The sequence below is a fragment of the Pseudomonas sp. TE3899 genome (assembly GCF_056279105.1).
Window position 1 is genome coordinate 4,315,754 of sequence record NZ_JBWBQR010000001.1, and the last position, 24,544, is coordinate 4,340,297.

Annotated in this window: 16 protein-coding genes, 2 tRNA genes and 1 pseudogene; 4 read left to right on the forward strand and 15 right to left on the reverse strand. The window is 60.4% G+C overall.

The features are described from left to right. Positions 1–74: 74 nt before the first annotated feature. From ACZ89E_RS19705 to rnr, 10 genes are all read right to left on the reverse strand, one after another. Positions 75–3,350: a transglutaminase family protein gene (locus tag ACZ89E_RS19705; protein ID WP_476256287.1), complete on the reverse strand. Its 3,276-nt coding sequence runs from the start codon at positions 3,348–3,350 to the stop codon at positions 75–77. 174 nt (positions 3,351–3,524) lie between these two features. Continuing rightward, entirely contained in the window at positions 3,525–4,043 is a 519-nt protein-coding gene (locus ACZ89E_RS19710) for a hypothetical protein (RefSeq protein ID WP_476256288.1), read from the reverse strand. 197 nt (positions 4,044–4,240) lie between these two features. Then, positions 4,241–6,544, reverse strand: a complete 2,304-nt coding sequence (locus ACZ89E_RS19715) for a YgiQ family radical SAM protein (protein WP_476257062.1) — start codon at positions 6,542–6,544, stop codon at positions 4,241–4,243. 232 nt (positions 6,545–6,776) lie between these two features. Continuing rightward, on the reverse strand, positions 6,777–8,171 hold the full coding sequence (gene dnaB / locus ACZ89E_RS19720) for a replicative DNA helicase (protein WP_054044099.1): 1,395 nt from the start codon (positions 8,169–8,171) through the stop codon (positions 6,777–6,779). A 121-nt stretch (positions 8,172–8,292) separates the two neighbouring features. Further along, positions 8,293–8,739: a 50S ribosomal protein L9 gene (rplI, locus tag ACZ89E_RS19725; protein ID WP_054044100.1), complete on the reverse strand. Its 447-nt coding sequence runs from the start codon at positions 8,737–8,739 to the stop codon at positions 8,293–8,295. 19 nt (positions 8,740–8,758) lie between these two features. After that, a complete protein-coding gene (locus tag ACZ89E_RS19730; RefSeq protein WP_149662223.1) occupies positions 8,759–9,649 on the reverse strand; it encodes a YybS family protein in 891 nt (296 codons plus the stop codon). A 37-nt stretch (positions 9,650–9,686) separates the two neighbouring features. Then, complete coding sequence (gene rpsR, locus ACZ89E_RS19735) at positions 9,687–9,917, reverse strand: 30S ribosomal protein S18 (RefSeq protein WP_002551829.1); 231 nt, start codon at positions 9,915–9,917, stop codon at positions 9,687–9,689. Positions 9,918–9,945: 28 nt separating this feature from the next. After that, positions 9,946–10,368 carry a 30S ribosomal protein S6 gene (gene rpsF, locus ACZ89E_RS19740; protein WP_007939579.1) on the reverse strand — a complete coding sequence of 141 codons (423 nt, stop codon included), beginning with the start codon at positions 10,366–10,368 and terminating at the stop codon, positions 9,946–9,948. Positions 10,369–10,607: 239 nt separating this feature from the next. Further along, positions 10,608–11,372, reverse strand: a complete 765-nt coding sequence (gene rlmB / locus ACZ89E_RS19745; RefSeq protein WP_149662222.1) for a 23S rRNA (guanosine(2251)-2'-O)-methyltransferase RlmB — start codon at positions 11,370–11,372, stop codon at positions 10,608–10,610. Next, entirely contained in the window at positions 11,369–14,008 is a 2,640-nt protein-coding gene (rnr, locus tag ACZ89E_RS19750; protein ID WP_476256289.1) for a ribonuclease R, read from the reverse strand. The genes rlmB and rnr overlap by 4 nt, the downstream gene beginning before the upstream one ends. Before the next feature lie 226 nt (positions 14,009–14,234). On the opposite strand from rnr, the gene ACZ89E_RS19755 reads away from it, so the two are divergent. From ACZ89E_RS19755 to ACZ89E_RS19770, 4 genes are all read left to right on the forward strand, one after another. After that, a tRNA-Leu gene (locus ACZ89E_RS19755) sits at positions 14,235–14,321 on the forward strand. Positions 14,322–14,487: 166 nt separating this feature from the next. Continuing rightward, a tRNA-Leu gene (locus tag ACZ89E_RS19760) sits at positions 14,488–14,574 on the forward strand. Positions 14,575–14,825: 251 nt separating this feature from the next. Beyond that, positions 14,826–15,836, forward strand: a complete 1,011-nt coding sequence (locus ACZ89E_RS19765; protein ID WP_463259239.1) for an extracellular solute-binding protein — start codon at positions 14,826–14,828, stop codon at positions 15,834–15,836. Further along, complete coding sequence (locus ACZ89E_RS19770) at positions 15,836–17,401, forward strand: ABC transporter permease (RefSeq protein WP_476256290.1); 1,566 nt, start codon at positions 15,836–15,838, stop codon at positions 17,399–17,401. Before ACZ89E_RS19765 ends, ACZ89E_RS19770 begins: the two co-directional genes overlap by 1 nt. A gap of 97 nt (positions 17,402–17,498) precedes the next feature. Here the strand turns inward: ACZ89E_RS19770 and ACZ89E_RS19775 are convergent, their stop codons facing one another. From ACZ89E_RS19775 to hflK, 5 genes and pseudogenes are all read right to left on the reverse strand, one after another. After that, positions 17,499–19,433 (reverse strand): methyl-accepting chemotaxis protein, encoded by a 1,935-nt coding sequence (locus ACZ89E_RS19775; protein WP_476256291.1) that lies wholly within the window; start codon positions 19,431–19,433, stop codon positions 17,499–17,501. Between the two features lie 149 nt (positions 19,434–19,582). Further along, positions 19,583–20,876: pseudogene (locus ACZ89E_RS19780) on the reverse strand (adenylosuccinate synthase). A gap of 54 nt (positions 20,877–20,930) precedes the next feature. Further along, positions 20,931–22,118 carry an ATP phosphoribosyltransferase regulatory subunit gene (locus tag ACZ89E_RS19785; protein WP_133839431.1) on the reverse strand — a complete coding sequence of 396 codons (1,188 nt, stop codon included), beginning with the start codon at positions 22,116–22,118 and terminating at the stop codon, positions 20,931–20,933. A 314-nt stretch (positions 22,119–22,432) separates the two neighbouring features. Continuing rightward, positions 22,433–23,302, reverse strand: a complete 870-nt coding sequence (gene hflC / locus ACZ89E_RS19790; protein ID WP_149662217.1) for a protease modulator HflC — start codon at positions 23,300–23,302, stop codon at positions 22,433–22,435. Next, positions 23,302–24,474, reverse strand: a complete 1,173-nt coding sequence (gene hflK / locus ACZ89E_RS19795; protein ID WP_054053363.1) for an FtsH protease activity modulator HflK — start codon at positions 24,472–24,474, stop codon at positions 23,302–23,304. The genes hflC and hflK overlap by 1 nt, the downstream gene beginning before the upstream one ends. Between the last annotated feature and the right edge of the window lie 70 nt (positions 24,475–24,544).

The following is a 24,544-nucleotide window of genomic DNA, read 5'->3' on the forward strand; positions in this document are numbered from 1 at the left end:
ACAGCAAAGAACGGTCAGACTAACGCAGGCTCATGACGCCCGGATATACGAAAAATCCGAGCGTCGTGTAGGGCTTAGAAACGTCGTAAATCGAGCGTCATCGGCAGCTCGTCGTTAATCGTCACGTTAGGTATAGGAAGTTTCCCCGGGGTGTGTCCGATTCGGAAGAAGCGTGCCATGCGCCGACTCTCCGCTTCATTGGCATTCACCGGCAGGCTGTCGTAGTTGCGCCCGCCCGGATGGGCGACGTGGTACTGACAGCCGCCCAGGGAACGTTCCATCCAGGTGTCGAGCAGATCAAACACCAGCGGTGCGTGGACCGGGATGGTTGGTTGCAGACAGTTGAACGGTTGCCAGGCACGGAAGCGCACGCCCGCGACGAATTCGCCGACCCGCCCCGTCGGTTGCAGCGGCACCGGGATGCCGTTGCAGGTCAACAGGTAACGCTGTGGCGCCAGTCCCGTAACCTTGACCTGCAAACGCTCCAGGGACGAATCCACATATCGCACCGTGCCGCCGACCGCGCCCTCCTCGCCCAGCACATGCCAAGGCTCAAGGGCCTGACGCACTTCCAGCTCGATACCACTGACGGCGTAATCGCCGACCTTGGGAAAACGAAACTCCAGATGCGCGGCAAACCACTCGGCCCGCACCGGGTAACCGGCGGCATTCAGATCGACGATGACGTCGGCGAAATCCTGTTCGATAAAGTGCGGCAACAGGAAACGATCGTGCAGCTCGGTGCCCCAACGCGCCAGTTTCGGCGGCGCATACGGCTCGCGCCAGAACCGCGCCACCAGCGCCCGCAGCAACAATTGCTGGGCCAGGCTCATGCGCGCGTGGGGCGGCATTTCAAACGCGCGCAACTCCAGCAAACCGAGACGCCCGGTGGCGCCGTCCGGTGAGTAGAGTTTGTCGATGCAGAACTCGGCGCGGTGGGTGTTGCCGGTGACGTCGATCAACAGGTTGCGCAGCAAGCGATCCACCAGCCACGGCGCGCACTCTTCCCCCGGTTTCGGCATCTGGGCGAAGGCGATTTCCAGTTCGTATAAGGAATCGTTGCGCGCTTCGTCCACTCGCGGCGCCTGGGACGTCGGGCCGATGAACAGTCCGGAAAACAGGTAGGACAAGGACGGGTGGTTATGCCAATAACTGATCAGGCTGCGCAGCAAGTCGGGACGGCGCAGGAACGGTGAGTCCGCCGGCGTCGCGCCACCGAGGACGAAATGGTTACCGCCGCCGGTGCCGGTGTGGCGGCCGTCGATCATGAATTTCTCGGTGGTCAGGCGAGTCTGGCGTGCTTCTTCATAGAGAAATTCGGTGCGCTCGACCAATTCATCCCACGTCGCGGACGGCTGCACATTGACCTCGATCACGCCCGGATCCGGGGTGATGCGGAAGTTGCTCAGGCGCGGATCGCTTGGCGGCTCGTAGCCTTCCAGCAAGACCGGGCACAGCAGTTCTTCAGCCGTGGCTTCGATGGCGGCGACCAGTTCCAGGTAATCCTCGACCCGTTCCAATGGCGGCATGAACAGGTACAAGCGGCCCTCCCGCGCTTCGGCGCAGAACGCGGTGCGGGTCAGCCAGTCAGCGGATTCGTCGACCTCGATATCCCGTTCAACCGCTTCGGCCGGCGTGCCCGGGCTGTTCAACTGCTGAGTGTCCGGCAGCGCCGGGAATTCCTGGTTCGGGTCGTTGGGGTAGATGAAGGGATACTCGGCCGCTTTCACCCAAGGCTGCGAGCCCAGCGGCAAGCGATAACCCAACGGCGAATCCCCCGGCACCAACCGGCAGTGTTCGTCGCGCAGGTACCAGCGGCCGCTCTGCCATTGATCGCCCTTGGCGGTGCGCGCCAGCGGCAGGACCTGGCCGATGACCTTGTCCAGCCCTTGGCTGAAGACTTTGCGCAGTCGCGCCCGCTCCAGCGGTTCTTCCAGGCGCGAATCTTCGGCGCTGACGTTCTGCGGCAACGCACCTTCGCGCCAGAGGTAATAGAAATTGTCTTCGTAGGCCGGGAACACAAAGCGTGTCGGAATTTTCAGGCGCTCGGCGACACTCGCGAGAAAACGCCCGGCCAGTTCGCCATCGGCGCCGTAGTCTTCTTGCTCATCGGCAATCAGCGCGCTGTTGTGCCAGATCGGCACGCCGTCACGCCGCCAGTAGCAGTTCAGCGACCAGCGCGGCAGTTGTTCGCCGGGGTACCACTTGCCTTGGCCGAAATGCACCAGGCCTTTGGGCGCGTAGTGCTTGCGCATGCGCTGGAACAGTTCGGCGGACAGACGCCGCTTGTCCGGCCCGAGGGCGGCAGTGTTCCATTCGGCGCCGTCCGGATCATCGATGGACACGAAGGTCGGCTCGCCCCCCATGGTCAGGCGCACGTCGCCTTCCAGCAGGTCGGCGTCGATCTGCCGGCCCAGGGCCTGGATCGCCAGCCACTGGTCTTCGGTGTAGGGCTTTGTGACCCGTGGCGCTTCCCAAATCCGCTCCACGGACATTTCGTGGGTGAATTCGCACTCACACGGTTCCACCAAGCCACTGATCGGCGCCGCAGAGCCCGGATCGGGACTACACGCCAACGGAATATGTCCTTCACCGGCAAACAGCCCTGATGTCGCGTCCAGGCCGATCCAGCCGGCGCCGGGCAAGTAGACCTCGCACCAGGCGTGCAAGTCCGTGAAGTCCACCTCGGTGCCCGAGGGGCCATCGAGGCTTTTGACGTCGGCGGTCAACTGGATCAGGTAACCGGAAACAAAACGCGCCGCCAAGCCGAGGTTGCGCAGCAATTGCACCAGCAGCCACGCCGAGTCGCGGCAGGAACCGGAGGCGTGTACGAGGGTGTGTTCGGGGGTCTGGACGCCGGGCTCCATGCGGATCAGGTAACCAATGTCTTCGCTCAGACGCTGGTTGAGGGCGACGAGGAAATCCACGCTGGGCAGCGGTGTGCGGTCGATGCCGTCCAGATAGGCCTTGAACTTCGGCGTCAGGGGCAAGGTTTCCAGGTACGGCGCCAGTTCCTTGCGCTCATCGGCGGCGTAAGTGAACGGGATTTTTTCGGCGTAGGGCTCGAGGAAGAAGTCGAACGGATTGAACACCGCCATTTCCGCCAGCAGGTCGACCTCGATGCGCAGCTCATCGGTTTTCTCCGGGAACACCAACCGCGCCAGGTAATTGCCCTGGGGGTCCTGTTGCCAGTTGATGAAGTGCTGCTCGGGCGAGACTTTCAGCGCATAGGACAAAATCCGCGTGCGACTGTGGGCCGCCGGGCGCAGACGAACGATCTGCGGACCGAGCTCGACGGCGCGGTCGTAGCGGTAGTGCGTGACGTGATGCAATGCGACATGAATCGACACGGCGTGCCTCCTGCGAGCCTTAAGCGTATTCGAAAGCGCGCAAGACTTATGCCATCGCGCAGCGCTGGCGCTTTCATGGATTGCTTAGGGCAGTACAGCACCAAAATCGGGCGACGCGGGAAATTGGTTTGGGCCAGGTGCACGCAAATGTTGCAAGCCGCTACGGTGTGAGCCTCACAGCGTGTGCTTCAGGCTCGCTTCGAGCCGCTTGATCCGCCGACGGATGCGGTCGCCCACCTGCAGCACCTTGATCCCACGCTGATAGCGACGCTTGCTCATCAAATACAAACCGATCAGCGCCGGCACCGCCGCGATCCAGGCAAATCCCACATGACCCGCTTCGAGCATCACCAGCAAGGTGATCGACAGGCAGAACACCAGCATCGTGAACAAGCCCCAGACCGCCTTGGGGTAACCGCGAAGCAGCGCGATGAAGCACAGGCACATCACCAGACACCCGCCGAACATGACGAAGAGGACGTACTCCATCATCGGGTAGTCATGTGGGAAAAATGCCGTACCGAACACCGAGCCGGTCAACGACATGGCAAAAATCGTCATCATCATGACCGCCACATGAATCCAGCCGTAGCGCCGCACATACGGTTGCCAGGCCAGCCAGTAGGCGAATTTCAGCTGCATGAGTTTGTCGGCGGCGGTGGGTGGTGCGGGGGATTTCTTGCGACGGGACACGGTGTTCTTCCTTGAAGTTGAAAGACTGCAAACTGGATCGTTCCCACGCTCCTGCGTGGGAATGCAGCCCGTGACGCTCCGCGTCACTGGACGCGGAGCGTCCCCAGAGGCATTCCCACGCAGAGCGTGGGAACGATCAGCAACGGTTAGCAAAACGCCAACCCGAAGGTTGGCGTTCTGTTGTCAGCGATCAGCGTTTAGCGCGGTACAACCGGCTTACGCGCAGGCTTCGGCCCTTTGCCTTTGGCCGCGTCCTTGCGATCCTTGGCCGCTTGCTGGTTGCGGGCGAACGCCGCAGCCTTGGCCTGTTCGCGTTTGTCCCACGGGTTACCACCGTCACTGGCACGCGGCGGCAGGCCGGTGTGCTGGGTGAGGATCTTGGTGGTTTTCTCGCCTGCCACTTTATGGCTGCCAGCCGGCGTCGAGTTCTTGCGACGGGCGCTCTGGTAGCTGTCGGTGGCCGGTTGATGCAGCGGGATCAACTGAGTCTTGCCCGGCCCGATCAGGTCGGCGCGGCCCATGCGGGTCAGCGCTTCGCGCAGCATCGGCCAGCCTTTCGGGTCGTGATAACGCAAGAACGCCTTGTGCAGGCGACGCTGCTCTTCGCTCTTGACGATGGTCACCGTGTCGCTCTTGTACGTGACCTTGCGCAGCGGGTTCTTGCCCGAGTGGTACATCGCGGTGGCGGTGGCCATCGGCGACGGGTAGAACGCCTGCACCTGGTCGGCGCGGAAACCGTTGCCCTTGAGCCACAAGGCCAGGTTCATCATGTCTTCGTCGGTGGTGCCCGGGTGAGCCGCGATGAAGTACGGAATCAGGTACTGCTCTTTCCCGGCTTCCTTGGTGTACTTCTCGAACATGCGCTTGAACTTGTCATAGCTGCCAATGCCCGGCTTCATCATCTGGTTAAGCGGACCTTCCTCGGTGTGTTCCGGGGCGATCTTCAGGTAACCACCGACGTGGTGGGTCACCAGCTCCTTGACGTATTCCGGCGACTCGACCGCGAGGTCGTAGCGCAGGCCGGACGCGATCAGGATCTTCTTCACACCTGGCAAGGCACGGGCGCTGCGATAGAGCTGGATCAACGACGAGTGGTCGGTGTTCAGGTTCGGGCAGATGCCGGGGAACACGCACGACGGCTTACGGCACGCGGATTCGATTTCCGGGCTTTTGCAGGCGATGCGGTACATGTTCGCGGTCGGGCCGCCGAGGTCGGAAATGACGCCGGTGAAGCCGGGGACCTTGTCGCGGATCTCTTCGATTTCGCGAATGATCGACTCTTCGGAACGGTTCTGGATGATCCGGCCTTCGTGCTCGGTGATCGAGCAGAAGGTGCAGCCGCCGAAGCAGCCACGCATGATGTTCACCGAGAAGCGGATCATGTCGTAGGCAGGGATTTTTTCCTTGCCGTACGCCGGGTGCGGAACCCGTGCGTAAGGCATGCCAAACACGTAGTCCATTTCTTCGGTGGTCATCGGAATCGGCGGCGGGTTGAACCAGACGTCGACTTCGCCATGCTTCTGCACCAGCGCACGGGCGTTGCCCGGGTTGGTTTCCAGGTGAAGCACGCGGTTGGCGTGAGCATACAGAACGGCGTCGCCACGAACTTTCTCAACCGACGGCAGACGAATCACGGTCTTGTCGCGAGTCATCTTCGGGCTGGCCAGGATCTGCACGACCTTGGCTTCTTCCGGATCTTCAAGCGGCCCCTTTTCCTGCTCGATGGCGCAGGCCTGGGTGTCCTGGGTGTTGACGTACGGGTTGATGATCTTGTCGACCTTGCCCGGACGGTCGATGCGCGTGGAATCGACTTCGTACCAGTCTTTCGGCGTGTCACGACGGATGAAAGCGGTGCCGCGCACGTCGGTGATGTCTTCGATCTTGTGACCGAAGGACAGACGCTGGGCGACTTCGACGATCGCACGCTCGGCGTTGCCGTAAAGCAGGATGTCGGCGCAGGCGTCGATCAGGATCGAGTTGCGCACCCGGTCCTGCCAGTAATCGTAGTGAGCGATGCGACGCAGGGAAGCTTCGATGCCACCGAGCACGATCGGCACGTTTTTGTAGGCTTCCTTGCAGCGCTGGCTGTAGACCAGGCTCGCGCGGTCCGGACGTTTGCCCGCCAGGCCACCGGGGGTGTAGGCATCGTCGGAACGGATTTTCTTGTCGGCGGTGTAACGGTTGATCATCGAGTCCATGTTGCCGGCCGCGACACCGAAGAACAGGTTCGGCTCGCCGAGCTTCATGAAATCGTCTTTGGACTGCCAGTTCGGCTGGGCAATGATCCCGACGCGGAAGCCCTGGGACTCCAGCAGCCGGCCGATGATCGCCATGCCGAACGACGGATGGTCAACGTACGCATCGCCGGTGACGATGATGATGTCGCAGGAATCCCAGCCAAGCTGATCCATCTCCTCCCTGCTCATGGGCAGGAATGGCGCTGGCCCGAAACATTCGGCCCAGTACTTGGGATAGTCAAATAACGGCTTGGCTGCTTGCATCATGTCGATAACCGGTGTTGGCTTTCATTGAATTTCGCGGGCGCGGAATATAGCACAAAAAATAACCAATTCCGACGGCTATGGTCGGAAATAGGTGTTGGCCCAAACGCGGAGCAAAAACAAGGACCGCGTTATCGTTCATCGCGAGCAAGCTTTGCTCCTAAAGGTCGTGTGTGAACCCTTGTAGGAGCGAGGCTTGCCCGCGATGAGGCCCTATCAAACGCCGAATATCTTATTCGTCGTCGAAGTTGTAGCTACCCGGCGCCAGGTTCTCAAAACGGGTGTACTTACCGATAAACGCCAGGCGCGACGTGCCGATCGGGCCGTTCCGCTGTTTACCGATGATGATCTCGGCGATGCCCTTGTGTTCGGTCTCCGGGTGATACACCTCATCCCGGTACACGAACATGATCACGTCAGCATCCTGCTCGATCGCTCCGGATTCCCGGAGGTCGGAGTTGATCGGACGTTTGTTCGGTCGCTGCTCCAGGGAACGGTTGAGCTGCGACAGCGCCACCACCGGGCAGTTGAATTCCTTGGCCAGGGCTTTCAAGGAACGGGAGATTTCGGAAATCTCGTTGGTCCGGTTATCGCCGCCGGAACCTGGAATCTGCATCAATTGCAGGTAGTCGATCATGATCAGGGCGACATCGCCGTGCTCGCGCACCAGGCGTCGGGTCCGCGCGCGCATCTCCGAGGGACTGATACCCGCCGTATCGTCGATGAACAGCTTGCGATCGTTGAGCAAATTGACCGCCGACGTCAGGCGCGGCCAATCGTCGTCGTCGAGGCGACCGGCCCGGACCTTGGTCTGGTCGATGCGGCCCAGGGACGACAACATACGCATGATCAGCGATTCACCTGGCATCTCCAGCGAGTAAACCAGGACGCACTTGTCGCTGCGCAACACGGCGTTTTCCACCAGGTTCATCGCAAAGGTGGTTTTACCCATGGACGGACGGCCGGCGACGATGATCAGGTCAGACGGTTGCAGGCCGCTGGTCATGCCGTCGAGGTCGGTGTAGCCGGTGGACAGGCCGGTAATGGCGTTGTCAGTGTTGAACAAGGTGTCGATGCGGTCGATGGCCTTGGTCAGCAGGTCATTCACGCTCACCGGGCCGCCGGTTTTTGGCCGGGCCTCGGCGATCTGGAAGATCTGCCGTTCGGCTTCGTCGAGAATTTCTTCTGCGGTACGGCCTTCGGGGTTGAAGGCACTGTCGGCGATTTCCGAGGCGATGCCGATCAGTTGGCGCAAGGTGGCCCGCGCGCGGACGATCTGGGCATAGGCCTTGATGTTCGCGACGGACGGCGTGTTTTTCGCCAGTTCACCGAGGTAACCGAGGCCACCCACTTGCGAAGTCTGACCTTCCTTGTCCAATTGCTCGGCCAGGGTTACGACGTCGATGGGCGAGTTCATGTCCGCCAGTTTGGCGATGGCACGGAAGATCAGGCGGTGGTCATGCCGATAGAAGTCGCCGTCCGACACTTGATCGAGCACGCGTTCCCAGGCGTTGTTGTCCAGCATCAAACCACCGAGCACAGCCTGTTCGGCTTCGATGGAGTGCGGTGGCACCTTCAGGGCAGCGGTTTGCAGATCGTATTGCTCAGGAGCGGAGATATCGTTCATGGCCACTTGAATAGGTTTGTGAAAATCAGGAACTGCAGAAAGACAAAGGGCACGACCTGTAAACAGGATCGTGCCCGATGTTACCGGCAAGCACCCGAGGGTGCCAGCCGACAAGTGCTGCTTAAGCTGCTACCACGACAACGCGTACGGTGGCTTCAACTTCAGCGTGCAGGTGCACGGCTACGTCGAATTCGCCTACGTTGCGGATGGTGCCGTTCGGCAGACGAACTTCGCTTTTTGCCACTTCAACGCCGGAGGCGGTCAGTGCATCAGCGATGTCGTGAGTACCGATCGAACCGAACAGCTTGCCTTCGTCACCAGCGGTGGCAGTGATAGTCACTTCCAGCTCAGCCAGTTGGGCGGCGCGGTTTTCAGCCGAAGTCTTACGGTCTGCTGCGGCTTTTTCCAGCTCAGCGCGACGCTCTTCGAACGCAGCCACGTTGGCAGCGGTCGCAGCGGTAGCTTTGCCGTAAGGCAGCAGGTAGTTACGACCGTAACCAGCCTTAACGTTCACTTTGTCACCCAGGTTGCCCAGGTTGGTGACTTTTTCCAGAAGGATCAGTTGCATGTGAAAATCCTCTTAACTTTTAACCTTCACCGTTCGCGTTATCGGCGTCTTTCGACGCGAGACGACCGCGAAAATCAATCAGGCTGTCGACGATGGCCAAGACCACCAGTAACGGACCGAGCAAGTGCATGAAAGGCACGAGCGTGACGTATATCCCCACCAGCCAGAAACCGGCCAACCGTTTCTGCGCCACCAACCCATGAATCAGGGCCAGACCGGCGAAAAACAGCGGTACGCTGCACAACGGCAACAGGATCAAGGCATGCAACCCGAAAAACGGGGCAACACACATGACGGCCAGCAGCGACAGCGCAACGCCTTTGGGCAGTCGGATGGCGCGAAACTCGCGACCAAAACCGCCGGGGTTATACAACAACGCCTGCCAATAGCGCCCAAGAATCAGGCACAGCACGCTAAAAACCTGCAACGAAACCGCAGTTGAAATGATCGACAGTGGAACAGCCAATGCCGTGAGAAACGCTTTCTGGTCTGCCGAAAACTTCTCGTAGACCTCACCCATCGCCAGCGGCAGGACTTGTTCAAACGTCTGCGCTAGTGACTCGATGAAGGAACTGAATACAGTCCCCAGAATCACCGCAAATAACACTCCCACGACCACGCTGACCAGCAGCACGCGATTCCAGGAATGGCCGGCGCGTAAAACCAACGCCAGACTGCAAGTCCCGAGCAGCACGATTAATGCCGTCGGGTCATGCAGGTAGTGCCAGCTCACTAACGCTGACAACACTCCCAGACCCAGGACGCTCAAGGCGTCCGAACCGCGCCGCAGGAGCACAAGGCAACCTGCAGCGGCACTCAACCAGAACAACAGCGGCAATGCCGCAGATCCGGCCACAACCAGCGTGGCCTGCACCCGTCCCCGCATGATGAATTCAGCTAAGGCACGCATGCATTCGATCCCTTACTTACTTGTCGACTGCCCGGTCTCAGCGGCCGTGGCTGTCGGTGTAGGCCAGCAGGGCCAGGAAGCGGGCGCGCTTGATAGCGGTGGCCAGCTGACGCTGATAACGTGCTTTGGTACCGGTGATACGGCTTGGAACGATTTTGCCGGTCTCGGATACGTAGGCTTTCAGAGTGTTGAGATCTTTGTAATCGATCTCTTTCACGTCTTCAGCGGTGAAGCGGCAGAATTTACGACGACGGAAGAAACGTGCCATGTAATAGGCTCCTCAAAAGGTCCGTGGATTACTCGTCAGCGTTATCGCTGTTGTCGCTGTCATCACTGTCAACGCCTTCGGCGTCGGAGTGCTCAGGACGGTCGCGACGCTCACGGCGCTCACTGCGGTTTTCTTCAGCCTTGAGCATCTCGGATTGGCCGGTAACGGCTTCTTCGCGACGGATGACCAGGTTACGGATCACTGCATCGTTGTAGCGGAAGTTGTCTTCCAGCTCGGCCAGGGCCTTGCCAGTGCATTCAACGTTCAGCATCACGTAGTGAGCCTTGTGAACATTGTTGATTGCATAGGCCAGTTGACGACGGCCCCAATCTTCCAGACGGTGGATTTTGCCGCCGTCTTCTTCGATCAGCTTGGTGTAACGCTCTACCATGCCGCCGACTTGCTCGCTTTGATCCGGGTGGACCAAAAAGATGATTTCGTAATGACGCATGAATGCTCCTTACGGGTTGTAGCCTGCCGTTCAAAAACGGTCAGACAAGGAGTGAATGACACTTATGGACTTGCTTGCGATAGACACATGCGTGCCTGCCGTCACAGCAAGGGGCGCAATTGTAGAGAAGGGACAGAAGAGGTGCAAGGCAATTGGTGATTATTTGAACAGCAGCCTGCAAGCTTCGAGCCTCAAGCTGCAAGCAGGCTGCTTTTAGCTTGAGGCTTGCAGCTTGACGCTTAGGACTTGCGCGAAGCGCTCGCCTTCACGCTGCGCTGGCGCTGGGCCTCGAACAGGCAAACGCCAGTCGCCACGGAAACGTTGAGACTGCTGACGCTACCGGCCATCGGCAGGTGCACCAGATAGTCACACAGATCGCGAGTCAGGCGACGCATGCCGCTGCCTTCGGCGCCCATGATCAGGATGGTCGGGCCGGTCATGTCTTGCTGATACAGACTCTGCTCAGCCTCGCCCGCCGTGCCGACAACCCACAAGCCACGCTGCTTAAGCTTTTCCAGGGTGCGCGCCAGGTTGGTCACGGCCACCAACGGAATCACTTCCGCCGCGCCGCAGGCCACTTTACGCACCGTTGGGGTCAGGGTGGCTGACTTGTCCTTCGGCACGATTACCGCCAACGCACCGGCCGCATCGGCCGAACGCAGGCAAGCGCCGAGGTTGTGCGGGTCGGTCACGCCGTCGAGCACCAGCAACAGCGGTGCGCCTTCGGAGCGATCGAGCAGTTCGTCGAGCATTGCCTCGCCCCAGACCTGGCTCGGACTCACGTCCGCCACCACGCCCTGGTGCACGCCATCAACCCAGGCATCGAGTTCACGACGTTCAGCGTTGCCGACGGGCACGCGATTTTCATTCGCCAGCGCGATCAGCGCCTGTACACGCGGCTCGCTGCGGCCTTCAGCCAGCCAGATCTGCTTGACGCGTTTCGGGTGGTGACGCAGCAATGCTTCTACCGCGTGCACGCCGTAGATTTTTTCCAACTGACTCATGACTTGGCCTTAGGTTTACGCGCCCCGCCGCTTTTGGCTGGGGCCGAGCCCGCTTTTGGCGGGCCTTTACGGTGTTTGCTCGGCTTGCTGCCGGAAGCCTTTTCAGGCACCGACCGTCCGGTCTTTCCCCCAGACGCCGCTTTACCGCCGCTTTTCGCTTCAGACAGCAACGCCTGCTTCAGTTCACGGCTTTTGCGCAGCTCGGCGTTTTTTGCCGCCGCATCGCTTGGGCGATAGGCTTCGGGCGCTTTTTCCTTGGCAGGACGACGACCGGTTTTTGCCGGGGCCGGCTCTGCAGCGGTTTTGGCGCCTGTTTTTGCAGCAGAAGCCGCAGGTGCAGTGGTTTCAGTGCCACGTTTCTTGCGACCGATCGGCGCGCTGATGGTCTTTTCAGCCATCTCGAAGTCGATCTTGCGTTCATCGAGGTCAACGCGCATCACGCGCACTTCAACGGTGTCGCCCAGGCGGAAGCTGCGACCGGTACGTTCACCGGCGAGGCGGTGGTGCACAGGATCGAAGTGGTAGTAATCCCCCGGCAGCGCGGTGACGTGCACCAGGCCTTCGACGTAGATGTCGGTCAGTTCGACGAACAGGCCGAAACCGGTCACGGCGGTGATCACACCCGGGAACGACTCGCCCACGCGGTCTTTCATGAACTCGCACTTGAGCCAGTTCACTACGTCGCGGGTCGCTTCGTCGGCACGGCGCTCGCTCATCGAGCACTGCTCGCCGAGTTGCTCCAGGGCCGCCTCGTCGTACGGATAGATCCGCGCTTTCGGAATGGTCATCGCGCCGGCACGGCGAACGTGCGGCGTGTCTTGCTTGGAATGGATCACGCTGCGGATCGCCCGGTGCGTGAGCAAGTCCGGGTAGCGGCGAATCGGCGAGGTGAAGTGGGTATAGGCTTCGTAATTCAGGCCAAAGTGGCCCTGGTTATCGGCGCTATACACCGCCTGGCTCAACGAACGCAGCATGACGGTCTGGATCAGGTGGAAATCCGGACGGTCCTTGATGCTCGCCAGCAATGCCTGGTAATCCTTCGGCGACGGGCCGTCCTTGCCTTTGTGCAGGGACAGGCCGAGTTCACCGAGGAAGGCGCGCAGTTTTTCCAGACGCTCCGGTGGCGGACCGTTGTGCACGCGATACAGCGCAGGAATTTCGTGTTTCTTCAGGAATTCAGCCGTGGCCACGTTGGCCGCGAGCATGCATTCCTCGATCAGTTTGTGCGCATCGTTACGCACGGTCGGACGAATCTCGGCAATCTTGCGCTCGGTGCCGAAGATGATCCGGGTTTCCTGGGTTTCGAAATCGATCGCGCCACGCACGTGACGAGCGCCCAGCAACACTTTGTATAGCGCGTAAAGCTGCTTGAGGTGCGGCAGAACGTCGGTGTACTCGCCGCGAAGCTGACGGGCTTCGGTGAGTTTCGGCGTTTCGAGCATCGCGCTGACTTTGTTGTAGGTCAGGCGAGCGTGGGAGTGAATCACCGCTTCATAGAAGCAGTAGTCGGTCATCTCGCCGGATTTGGAGATGGTCATCTCACAAACCATGGCCAAACGATCGACGTGCGGATTCAGCGAGCACAGGCCGTTGGACAGCTGCTCAGGCAGCATCGGCACGACGCGCTCGGGGAAGTACACCGAGTTGCCGCGAACCTGGGATTCGTTGTCCAGCGCCGAACCGATCTTCACGTAGCTGGAGACGTCGGCAATCGCCACGTACAACTTCCAGCCACCGGAGAACAGGCGCAGCTTGCCTGGCTTGGATTCGCAATACACCGCGTCATCGAAGTCGCGCGCATCTTCACCGTCGATGGTCACGAACGGCAGATGGCGCAGGTCGATGCGCTTCTCTTTGTCTTTTTCTTCGACTTCAGGCTTGAGCTTGGCGGCTTCTTTCAACACCGCCTCAGGCCATACATGCGGGATATCGTATGCGCGCAGGGCGACATCGATTTCCATGCCCGGCGCCATGTAGTTGCCCACGACTTCAACCACGTCGCCTTGCGGCTGGAAGCGTGGCGTCGGCCAGTGAGTGATCTTCACTTCGACGAACTGACCGATATCGGCATTGGCATTGCGACCCGGCGTAACCAGCACTTCCTGCTGGATCTTCGGATTGTCGGCAACCACGAAGCCGATACCGCCCTCTTCGAAGTAACGGCCGACGATGGTCTCGTGGGCACGGGAAACGACTTCGACGATCATGCCTTCGCGGCGACCGCGACGGTCCAGGCCGGAAACACGTGCCAGTGCACGGTCACCGTCGAACACCAGACGCATTTGCGCCGGGCTCATGAACAGGTCGTCACTGCCGTCGTCCGGCACCAGGAAGCCGAAACCGTCACGGTGACCGCTGATGCGGCCCAGGATCAGGTCGAGCTTATCCACAGGCGCATAGGTGCCGCGACGGGTATAGATGAGTTGAGCGTCGCGCTCCATGGCGCGCAGGCGGCGACGCAGGGCTTCGATCTGGTCTTCTGTGGTCAGACCAAACTCCTCGACCAGCTGCTCGCGGTTAGCAGGCGAACCTCGATCAGCAAGGTGCTGAAGGATCAATTCGCGGCTAGGAATAGGGTTTTCATATTTTTCCGCTTCACGAGCGGCCTCGGGATCGAGGGACTGCCAATCGGCCATTAGAGAGTTTTCACCTTGTCTATATGCGGGTTAGTTTGGCATAGGCGTAATGAAACGGGAAATTTCAGACTGTGACAGCCCATCTAAAGCCCTTTATTGACACCGCAAAGCTGATTTAAATGCCGCTGGCGAAATTTTCCAGGTTTTTTTAGCGACAGGGGTTTACAGTTAAAAAGACGCTCCGTATAGTGCGCGCCATCGACGACGCACTAGCGTTGCCGATACTGCCCAGATGGTGAAATTGGTAGACACGCCAGCTTCAGGTGCTGGTGACCGCAAGGTCGTGGAAGTTCGAGTCTTCTTCTGGGCACCAATTTAGAGCTTGAGATTAGATCAATTTCAAGGCTCACACAAAAACCCGCGAAAGCGGGTTTTTTGCATTCAGGGCTTCTGATTTATTAAAACCAAATCAGGGGTTTACAGATTTAGAAGCGCTCCGTATAGTGCGCCACATCAACAGCGGCGACGTTGCTGATACTGCCCAGATGGTGAAATTGGTAGACACGCCAGCTTCAGGTGCTGGTGACCGCAAGGTCGTGGAAGTTCGAGTCTTCTTCTGGGCACCAATTCAAATTTCAGAGTCGATCTGGAATTTCACAAAAACCCGCGAAAGCGGGTTTTTGCGTTTCTGACCTCCCAAAATCCGGATGCATCCCTGTAGGAGCAAAGCTTGCTCGCGATGGCGCCCTTGAGATCGCCATCGCGGGCAAGCCTTGCCCCTACAGGTCAGGCATACGGCCCGCGAAGCGCACTTGAGAAACAATATCGTTTATCATTGTTGCAAGTTTTTGCAATGCGACAGTGAGGAACCCTGCGAATGACGTTTCGAAATACCCTGCGCCGTAGTCTGACCTTTACCCTGCTCGGCCTGGCACTCGCCACTCCCCTCACCCAAGCCGCCGACCCGGTTTCCCTGACACTCTACAACGGCCAACACAAGGAAGTCGGTGACGCTGTCGCCAAAGCCTTCGAAGCCAAGACCGGGATTCACGTCAATGTGCGCAAGGGCAGCAGCAACCAGCTCGCCAGCCAGGTCGTCGAAGAAGGCGACCGCTCCCCCGCCGACGTGATCTACACCGAAGAATCGCCGCCGCTGAACAAACTCGGCGAACAAGGCCTGCTGGCCCAGACCGACGCCGCCACCCTGGCTGTCCTGCCAAAAGACTATGTCGCCGGCAATGGCACTTGGATCGGCATCACCGCCCGGGTCCGCGTGGTCGCCTTCAACCCGAAACTGATCGACGAAAAAGACCTGCCCAAATCGGTGATGGAATTCTCCGATCCAAAATGGCAAGGCAAGGTCGGCTTCGTACCCACCAGCGGCGCCTTCCAGGAACAAGCCGTGGCGATCATCAAGACCCACGGTATGGACGCTGCCGAAGAATGGCTGACTGGCCTGCGCGCGTTCGGCAAGATCTACAGCAACAACATGGTTGCGCTCAAAGCCGTGGAAAACGGCGAAGTCGCCACCGTATTGGTGAACAACTACTACTGGTTCGCCTTGCAGCGCGAAAAAGGCCAGCTCGATTCGAAACTGCATTACTTCACCGGCGGCGATGTCGGTGGCTTGATCACCGTTTCCAGCGCCGCCGTGCTGAAATCCAGCAAGCATCCAAAAGAAGCCCAGCAATTGCTCGCCTACATGGCCAGCGAAGAAGGTCAGCGCGTGATCACCCAGACCACCGCCGAATACCCGCTGCACAAAGGCATGGAATCGGATCGCGGGCTCAAGCCGTTCAGCGAACTCCAAGCGCCGAAAGTCACCCCGGCCGACCTCGGCAACGCCGAAGAAGCCCTGGACCTGGAACGTGACGTTGGCTTGAACTGATGAGCGCATCGCTATCCGCCCCCGCCTCGCGCGGGCGTTACGTGCCACGGCGTAAACGGCCGCCGATCTGGTTGCTGCTGCCGGTGTTGCTGCTGGTGGTGCTCAGCCTGTTGCCGCTGGCCTATGTCGGGCTCAAGACCTGGCAGGCGGGCTGGGCCGAGGCGCTGCATTTGCTTTGGCGGCCGTATGTGTTTGGCCTGCTGCGCAACACGTTGTCGCTGATGATTGGCGTGACGCTGGCTTGCGGGGTGATCGGGTTGTCCCTGGCCTGGCTGCTGGAGCGCAGCAATCTGAAGGGCCGGCGAATCTGGGGTGTGATCCTGTGCTTGCCGTTTGCCGTTCCGGCATTCGTCAGCAGCTTTACCTGGGTGTCCCTCAGCTCGCACTTCGAAGGGTTAGGCGGGGCGATTCTGGTGATGACCCTGTCCAAGTATCCGCTGGTGTTTCTGCCAGTGGCGGCGACCCTGCGCAATCTTGATCCCTCGCTGGAAGAATCCGCCCGCACCCTGGGGCAGAATCGTTGGGGCGTGTTTTTCCGCATCACCTTGCCACTACTCTGGCCGTCCTTGCTGGCCGGCTCACTGCTGATTGCGCTGCACATGCTGGTGGAATTCGGCGCGCTGTCGATCATCGGCCTGCAAACCTTCACCACGGCGATCTATCAACAGTTCGAACTGGAATTCAACAACGCCAATGCGGCGATGCTGTCGGCGGTGCTTCTGGCGCTGTGCCTGGTGCTGCTGTGGCTGGAGCTGCGAGTGCGTGGCAAGGGTCGACATGTGCGGACCGGCCAAGGCGCCGCGCGACATGCAGAACAAGTTCGATTAGGGCCGTGGGCCGCCGCCGGACAGGTTTACTGCCTGGCGCTGGCGATCATTGGCAGCGGCATTCCGCTGGGGATGTTGGCGTATTGGCTGGCAGTCGGCTCGTCAGCAGCCTTCCCGGTGGCGGCGATCAGCGAAGCGTTGCTGTCGTCGCTCGCGCTGTCGCTGGGCGGCGCAGCGTTGTGCCTGGTGCTGGCAGTGCCTGTGGGCTTGCTGGTGGTGCGCTACAAAGGCCAATTGGCAATCTGGGCCGAGCGCTTGCCGTATCTGCTGCACGCGCTCCCCGGCCTGGTGATTGCGCTGACCCTGGTGTATTTCGCCCTGCACTACGTGCCGGCGCTGTACCAGACGTCGACGTTGCTGCTGATCGCTTATGCGCTGCTGTTTCTGCCGCTGGCCCAGGCGCCGATTCGTACGGCACTGAACAAGGCAGCACCGCAACTGGAAGAGGCGGCCCGCACGCTGGGCGCGTCGTCTTTCAGCGCGTTTTGCCGGGTAACCTTGCCGATCATCTTCCCCGCATTGGGCGCGGCGTTTGCGCTGGTGTTTCTGGATGCGATGAAGGAACTGACGGCGACGCTGCTGCTGAGCCCGACCGGGCTGAATACGTTGGCGACGGAAGTGTGGGCGCATACCGCGAACGTGGAGTTTGCGGCGGCAGCGCCTTATGCGGCGTTGTTGATTTTGGTGTCGGGGTTGCCGGTGTACCTGTTAACAACTCGAATGTATTTGAGCCGTTGAAAAGCTTCGCGGGCAAGCCTCGCTCCTACAAGGATCACGCAATCCCCTGTAGGAGCGAGGCTTGCCCGCGAAGGCGCCAGCCCCGTCAATACAAATCCTAAGCCCTGAACTGCCCCAGGCTCGCCTTCAACTGCGCCGCCAACCCATCCAGCACTTTGCCGCTGGCCGTGGTTTCCACCACCGCCTGAGCCGCTTTCTCCGCCTGTGCATGAATCGTCTCAACCCGACCCCGCACCGCTTGCGCACCTTGCGCCTGATGCGCCGCTGCCTGGGTCGCCAGGCCGATTGCCGCATGCACTTGCTCGACCGAGGCCTGCACCGACTGCTGCAACCGCGCGCTGTCACGCAACACCAGCAAACCTTCACTGGCCTGACGCCCGGCCTGCCCAATCGCGGCAACGGCCTCACGCGCACCTTGCTGCAAGGCGACGATATGCGCCTGGATATCGCCAGTAGAGCTTTGCGTCTTGCTCGCCAGCGCCCGCACTTCGTCCGCCACCACGGCAAACCCGCGACCGGTCTCGCCCGCCCGCGCCGCTTCGATGGCCGCGTTCAGCGCCAGCAGGTTGGTTTGCTCGGCGATCCCGTGAATCACCGTCAACACCACTTCAATTTGTTCACTCTGCTGCGCCAGACGCTCGATAACTTTCGCGCCGGTATCGACCTGGCCGGCCAACGCCTCGATCAGGCTGCCGACCTTGGCCGAAGTCCGGGTGTTCTCATCAGTCGCCGAACGGATATCCACCACTTGCTGCAAGGCGGCCTGCATCGCATGGCTTTCCGATTGCGCTTCATCGGCCATTTGCGACAACGCACGCAGGCTCTCGGCGACTTCATCACGCTGCATGCCCGCCGCTTTATCGGCCCCGGCATTGCGCAAGGTCATGGCGCCGATTTCCACGCCAGTACGCTGAGCCACGTCGCCCGCTTCGCGCACGATCGGCTGCAACTTATCCACAAAGCGATTGACTGCCGAAGCCATGTCGCCGATTTCGTCCTTGCTGTTGATCTGCACACGCTTGGTCAGGTCACCCTCGCCCGCCGCCAGATCATCCATGGCCGCAATCAGCAGCTTCAGGCGATTGACCACACGACGCCCCAGCACCACGGCCAGCAACAGCAATACGCCGAAACCCACCACCGCCAGGCCCATGCCGATGCGCCAGCGCAAGGTGCCCGCCGCTTCCTGCACGGTGCTGGTGGTATTGGCCTGCATTTGCGAAGCCGTGGACTGCGCCGACTTCAGACGCGCGCCCATCGCTGCTGCGCTGTCCGCCGCCGCGCCTTTGAGGCTGTCGCCGACCAGTTGATCACTGCTGGCGATCAGCGCCGAGAAGCGCTTGTCGAGGGCCGCCAGGTCGACTTCCACCGACGCCGTGGAGACGCCCATCAAGACTTTGCCGATTTCCACGCCATTGGGGCTGATCGAAGCTTCGAGGTAGTAGACCGATGGATCGTGCTTCGCCGCATCCAGCACTTTGTCCAGAGCGCGCTCGCCCTGGCCTTTCTCCAGCAGCGCCTTGTTGATCGGGTTCTCACGGTTCAAATAACGCGTCAGGTGCTGGCCAGTGGCGTCGTCGTAGATCACGAACAACACGTTGGGATTGCGCTGGGCCCGGCGGGCGAATTCGGACAGGGTTGGAACGTCGCTGTCCCACATGGCGCGAGGTGCGACCGAAGCCAGTAGCTGCGCCATGTCATTGGCGGAGTCCTTCAGGTCTTTTTCCAATGTCCCACGCAACTGCGCCTGCTCGTCCTTCAGACGCGAGGACAAACCGGCAGTGAGCCGTTGACGGGTGTTGGTCGACAGGCTGTCCAGGCTCGACGTGACTTCACGCCCCGCCTGCTCCAGTTCACCGGAGAGCTTTTGACTGTCAGCCCCCAGGCGTACACCGAGATCAGCTTCCAGTGCAGTCACCGTGCTCCGAGTCAGGGCGACGGCAACCAGCACTTGCACCAAAAGGGCGATACCAAGGGTAACGAACACAGGCCGCAGAAGACGGCTTTGTAACAGTGAGAGAATGGCTGACACTTAAAATCCCTCTGCTTAGCGCCATTAAATTGATGGCGCACTGGAAGCGATGCTTTTAATCAACATCACAGCAAAGGTCGTGCCGTCCGACAGACAGATACGACAAAGGCCCCAAATGAGGGGCCTTTGCGTTTTACATCAACGACTTATTAAGCGAACGGATGGCGCAAAACGATGGTTTCGTTGCGGTCCGGGCCCGTCGAAATAATGTCAATCGGCGCACCGACCAACTCTTCAACGCGTTTGATGTAGTTGCGAGCGGCTTGCGGCAGCTCTTCCAGGGTCTTGGCACCGACGGTGGATTCGGTCCAGCCTGGCATCTCTTCGTACACGGGCTCGAGGCCGATGTAGCTGTCGGCGTCGGTCGGTGCGTCGATCACTGCACCATCCTGGTTCTTGTAGCCGACACAGATGTTGATGGTTTCCAGGCCGTCCAGCACGTCCAGCTTGGTCAGGCACAGGCCCGAGATGCTGTTTACGTCGATAGCGCGACGCAGGATGACGGCATCGAACCAGCCGCAACGACGGGCACGGCCGGTGGTAGCACCGAACTCGTGGCCACGCTTGGCCAGGAACGCGCCAACGTCGTCGAACAGCTCAGTCGGGAACGGACCCGAACCGACGCGAGTGGTGTAGGCCTTGGTGATGCCGAGGATGTAATCCAGGTACATCGGACCGAAACCCGAACCGGTGGCAATGCCGCCCGCGGTGGTGTTGGAGCTGGTGACGTACGGGTAGGTACCGTGGTCGATGTCCAGCAGGGAGCCTTGGGCGCCTTCGAACATGATGTCTTTGCCAGCGCGACGCAGCTCGTGCAGCTCGGCGGTGACGTCGAGCATCATCGGCTTGAGCAGCTCGGCGTATTCCATGCACTCGTCGAGTGTCTTCTGGAAGTCGATCGCTGGCTCTTTGTAGTAATTGACCAGGACGAAGTTGTGGTAATCCAGCAACTCGCCCAGCTTGGCGGCGAAACGCTCACGGTGGAACAGGTCACCGATGCGCAGGCCGCGACGGGCAACTTTATCTTCGTAAGCCGGGCCGATGCCGCGACCGGTGGTGCCGATCTTCAGCTCGCCACGGGCCTTTTCACGCGCCTGGTCCAGCGCGACGTGATAGGACAGGATCAGCGGGCAGGACGGGCTGATACGCAGGCGCTCACGCACCGGTACGCCTTTCTCTTCCAGCTTGATGATCTCGCGCAGCAGAGCGTCCGGTGCAACCACCACGCCGTTGCCGATCAGGCACTGCACGCCTTCGCGCAGCACGCCCGACGGGATCAGGTGCAAGACGGTTTTTCTCGCCGTCGATCACCAGGGTGTGACCCGCGTTGTGGCCACCTTGGTAGCGCACTACGGCGGCAGCATGTTCGGTCAGCAGATCAACGATCTTGCCTTTGCCCTCATCACCCCATTGGGTGCCCAGGACTACGACATTCTTACCCATAACACTTGTCCTCATTCGCGCAAACTTGGTGCCGGCAGCCGCCGGCAGGAAAACTCAAGAAGCCAGCGGCAATACTTGCCAAAGCCCGTTCTGCTGAATCAATTGCCGGTCGCAGTCCGCTTCACGGGCGGCGGCCAATGGTTGCCCAGGCAATGCCTGGACGACACGCTGACCCTCACTGCGCAACTGGCAAACCTGCTGCCAGAGTGCCGCATCCGTACTGTCAGGCATCCAGATACCGCCAGACGGTAGCTCGATCTCAGCACGCCCCAGGGTCACCAGGGTTTTCAAATCGGTGGAGAAGCCGGTTGCTGGACGGGCACGACCGAAGTCGGCGCCGATGTCGTCGTAACGACCGCCCTGGGCAATGGACTGGCCAACACCCGGCACGAACACGGCGAACACCACACCGGTGTGGTAGTGGTAGCCGCGCAATTCACCCAGATCGAAGTAAAGCGGTAATTCCGGGAAACGCGTGGACAGACGATCGGCGATAGCCAGCAAGTCTTCCAGCGCAGCGAGTACCGGCGCCGGCGCATTGGCCAGGCGCTCACGGGCAGCGCTCAATACTTCACGCCCACCACACAGGTCGACCAACGCCCGCAGCATGCCCGACAGATCGGCGGGCAGGCCTTCGGTCAAGGTAATGACCTCGTCGATGGCCTTGCGTTGCAATGCGTCGAACAATTGCTGCTCGGTTTCACCGGACAAACCGGCGGCGCGGGCGAGGCCACGGTAGATGCCGACATGGCCGAGATCCATGTGCACATCCGGCACATCGGCCAGTTGCAGCATGGCCAGCATCAGGCTGATGACTTCCACGTCGCTGCTCGGGCTGGCATCGCCGTACAACTCGGCGCCCAACTGGATCGGGCTGCGCGACGACGACAAGGCCCGCGGCTGCGCATGCAGCACGCTACCGGCGTAGCACAGGCGGCTCGGACCTTCGCGGCGCAGGGTGTGCGCATCGATGCGCGCCACTTGCGGCGTGATGTCAGCACGGAAACCCATCTGCCGGCCCGATTGCGGGTCGATGACCTTGAAGGTACGCAGATCCAGGTCCTGGCCCGCGCCGGTCAGCAGGGATTCCAGGTACTCGATATGGGGAGTCACGACAAACTCGTAACCCCAGCTCTGGAACAGATCCAACACCTGACGACGCGCGACTTCAATGCGCGCCGCTTCTGGTGGCAGTACTTCTTCGATGCCATCTGGCAGCAGCCAGCGGTCTACCGTTGCCATTACGCCATTCCCCTATGATCCGGGCGGCCAGCCGTTGGGCGAGCCTTGAGTGAAGCAGAAAATGATCGACCCATGTGCAAACAACGCGCATGAACGACGTGGCGAAAAGCCTGAAACCGGCTTCGCCAACCACTTTCCTCGAAAAACCTGTCGAGTCATTCAACTCGGGCGCCTGCAAAAAACCACAATCAAACGTGCAGACGCAAAAAAGCCGGGAATTTCCCGGCTGCCGCATCATACACACGTTTTCCCAAAGGATCACCCCGCCCGAGGTTTTAGCCGCCAGGCGGGGGATGATTCAGGTCAACGCCGTATCAAGGCTTGGCTTTTTCCAGGTAACGGAAGAAGTCGCTGCCTGGGTCCAGGACCATGACGTCGGTTTTGTTCGCGAAGCTTTCACGGTAGGCACGCAGGCTACGGTAGAACGCGTAGAACTCCTGGTCCTGGCCGTAGGCCTTGGAGTAGATCGAAGCCGCCTGGGCGTCACCGTCACCGCGAACCTCTTCGGATTCACGATAGGCTTCGGCCAGCAACACGCGGCGTTGACGATCGGCGTCGGCACGGATGCCTTCGGCCAGCTCGTTACCCTTGGCGCGGTGCTCGCGAGCTTCACGCTCACGCTCGGTGCTCATACGTTCGAACACGCTGCGGTTTACTTCTTTCGGCAGGTCGATGGCCTTGACCCGGACATCGACAACCTCGATACCCAGCTCTTTTTCCGCCATCTTGTTCAGCGAAGCGGTGATGTCAGCCATCAGCGCGTCACGTTCACCGGAAACCACCTCGTGCAGGGTGCGCTTACCAAACTGGTCACGCAGGCCCGATTCCAGGCGACGGGACAGACGTTCATCGGCAATCTGCTTGAGACCGGAGGTCGCGGTGTAGAAGCGCTCGGCATCTTTCACGCGCCACTTGGCGTAGGCATCGACCATGACGGCTTTCTTTTCCAGCGTCAGGAAGCGTTGTGTCGGTGCATCCAGCGTCATCAGGCGTGCGTCGAATTTGCGCACCTGGTTAACGTAAGGCACCTTCACATGCAGGCCCGGCTGAACATCGGTCTGGACCACACGACCGAATTGCAGCATTACCGCACGCTCGGTCTGACCCACGATGTAGAAGCAGTTCCAGGCTGCGATCGCCACGACGACGCAGACAATAAGGGCGATCAGCGATTTATTGCTCATCAGCGACTCTCCCTGGTACGTGCTTGCTGTTGTTGCAGATCAGCGGCTGCACGGGCATTCGCCTCATTGCTGCTGGCTGCCGCGCCCGTTACCGGTGCGCTGGTGCTGCGGCCACTGTCGATCATCTTGTCCAGCGGCAAGTACAGCAGATTGCTCTGACCATTCTTGTTGCCGGTCACGAGAACCTTGCTGGTGTTGGTGAAGACTTCTTGCATGGTGTCCAGGTACAGACGCTCGCGGGTAACTTCAGGGGCCTTGCGGTACTCGGCGACCAGCTTGGTGAAGCGATCCGCCTCACCCTTGGCGCGCGAGACCGTTTCGTCGCGGTAACCGTTGGCATCTTCAAGGATACGCTGGGCCTGGCCACGGGCTTCCGGCACGACGCCGTTGGCGTAGGTTTCAGCCTGGTTGCGCGAACGCTGCTCGTCTTCACGGGCTCGGATCACGTCATCGAAGGCTTCCTGGACTTCACGCGGTGCGGCTGCGTTCTGTACGTTGACCTGGGTGACGGTGATACCGGTGCGATAGGTATCGAGGAAACGCTGCAAACGTTCCTTGATTTCGCTGGCCATCAACTCACGACCTTCGGTCAGGACCTGGTCCATAGCGGTGGAACCCACCACGTGGCGCAAGGCGCTGTCGGTCGCTTGCTGCAGGCTGATTTCCGGCTGGTCGACGTTCAGCACGAAGTCCTGCAGGTTGCTGATCTTGTACTGCACGGTCAGCGGCACTTCGACGATGTTCTCGTCTTCAGTCAGCATCTGGCCTTGCTTGGTGTACGAACGCTCACGCGTGACGTTTTCCATGTACTTCTTGTCGATCGGCGGGAAGTAGATGTTCAGGCCCGGGCCGACGGTTTCGTAGTACTTGCCGAAGCGCAGCACCACGGCTTGCTCCTGCTCGTCGACCACGTAGACCGCGCTGTATAGCCAGACGGCAGCGAGCACGACCAGGCCGATGCCGAGCAGGCCGCCGAAGCCGCCACTCTTGCCCGAACCACCGCCGTCATCACCGCGTTTTTTACCACCACCGAACAACCCGTTCAGGCTTTCCTGCAGCTTTCGGAAGGCCTCGTCGAGATCCGGTGGCCCCTTGCGGTCGCCGTTATTGCGGCGCTTGCCACCCCAAGGATCCTGATTATTCGAGTTGCCACCCGGCTCATTCCAAGCCATAGCGCTCTCCATCTGATAAAGCAAAGACGCACCCACGGCGCGCCGACCAATGCTACAGAATGCCTGTCAC

Bases quoted from the DNA above. Each gene is read 5' to 3' on its own strand.
- ACZ89E_RS19715 (WP_476257062.1), bottom strand. From the start codon at position 6,544: ATGCAAGCAGCCAAGCCGTTATTTGACTATCCCAAGTACTGGGCCGAA.
- dnaB (WP_054044099.1), bottom strand. From the start codon at position 8,171: ATGAACGATATCTCCGCTCCTGAGCAATACGATCTGCAAACCGCTGCC.
- rplI (WP_054044100.1), bottom strand. From the start codon at position 8,739: ATGCAACTGATCCTTCTGGAAAAAGTCACCAACCTGGGCAACCTGGGT.
- ACZ89E_RS19730 (WP_149662223.1), bottom strand. From the start codon at position 9,649: ATGCGTGCCTTAGCTGAATTCATCATGCGGGGACGGGTGCAGGCCACG.
- rpsR (WP_002551829.1), bottom strand. From the start codon at position 9,917: ATGGCACGTTTCTTCCGTCGTCGTAAATTCTGCCGCTTCACCGCTGAA.
- rpsF (WP_007939579.1), bottom strand. From the start codon at position 10,368: ATGCGTCATTACGAAATCATCTTTTTGGTCCACCCGGATCAAAGCGAG.
- rlmB (WP_149662222.1), bottom strand. From the start codon at position 11,372: ATGAGTCAGTTGGAAAAAATCTACGGCGTGCACGCGGTAGAAGCATTG.
- rnr (WP_476256289.1), bottom strand. From the start codon at position 14,008: ATGGCCGATTGGCAGTCCCTCGATCCCGAGGCCGCTCGTGAAGCGGAA.
- ACZ89E_RS19765 (WP_463259239.1), top strand. From the start codon at position 14,826: ATGACGTTTCGAAATACCCTGCGCCGTAGTCTGACCTTTACCCTGCTC.
- ACZ89E_RS19770 (WP_476256290.1), top strand. From the start codon at position 15,836: ATGAGCGCATCGCTATCCGCCCCCGCCTCGCGCGGGCGTTACGTGCCA.
- ACZ89E_RS19785 (WP_133839431.1), bottom strand. From the start codon at position 22,118: ATGGCAACGGTAGACCGCTGGCTGCTGCCAGATGGCATCGAAGAAGTA.
- hflC (WP_149662217.1), bottom strand. From the start codon at position 23,302: ATGAGCAATAAATCGCTGATCGCCCTTATTGTCTGCGTCGTCGTGGCG.
- hflK (WP_054053363.1), bottom strand. From the start codon at position 24,474: ATGGCTTGGAATGAGCCGGGTGGCAACTCGAATAATCAGGATCCTTGG.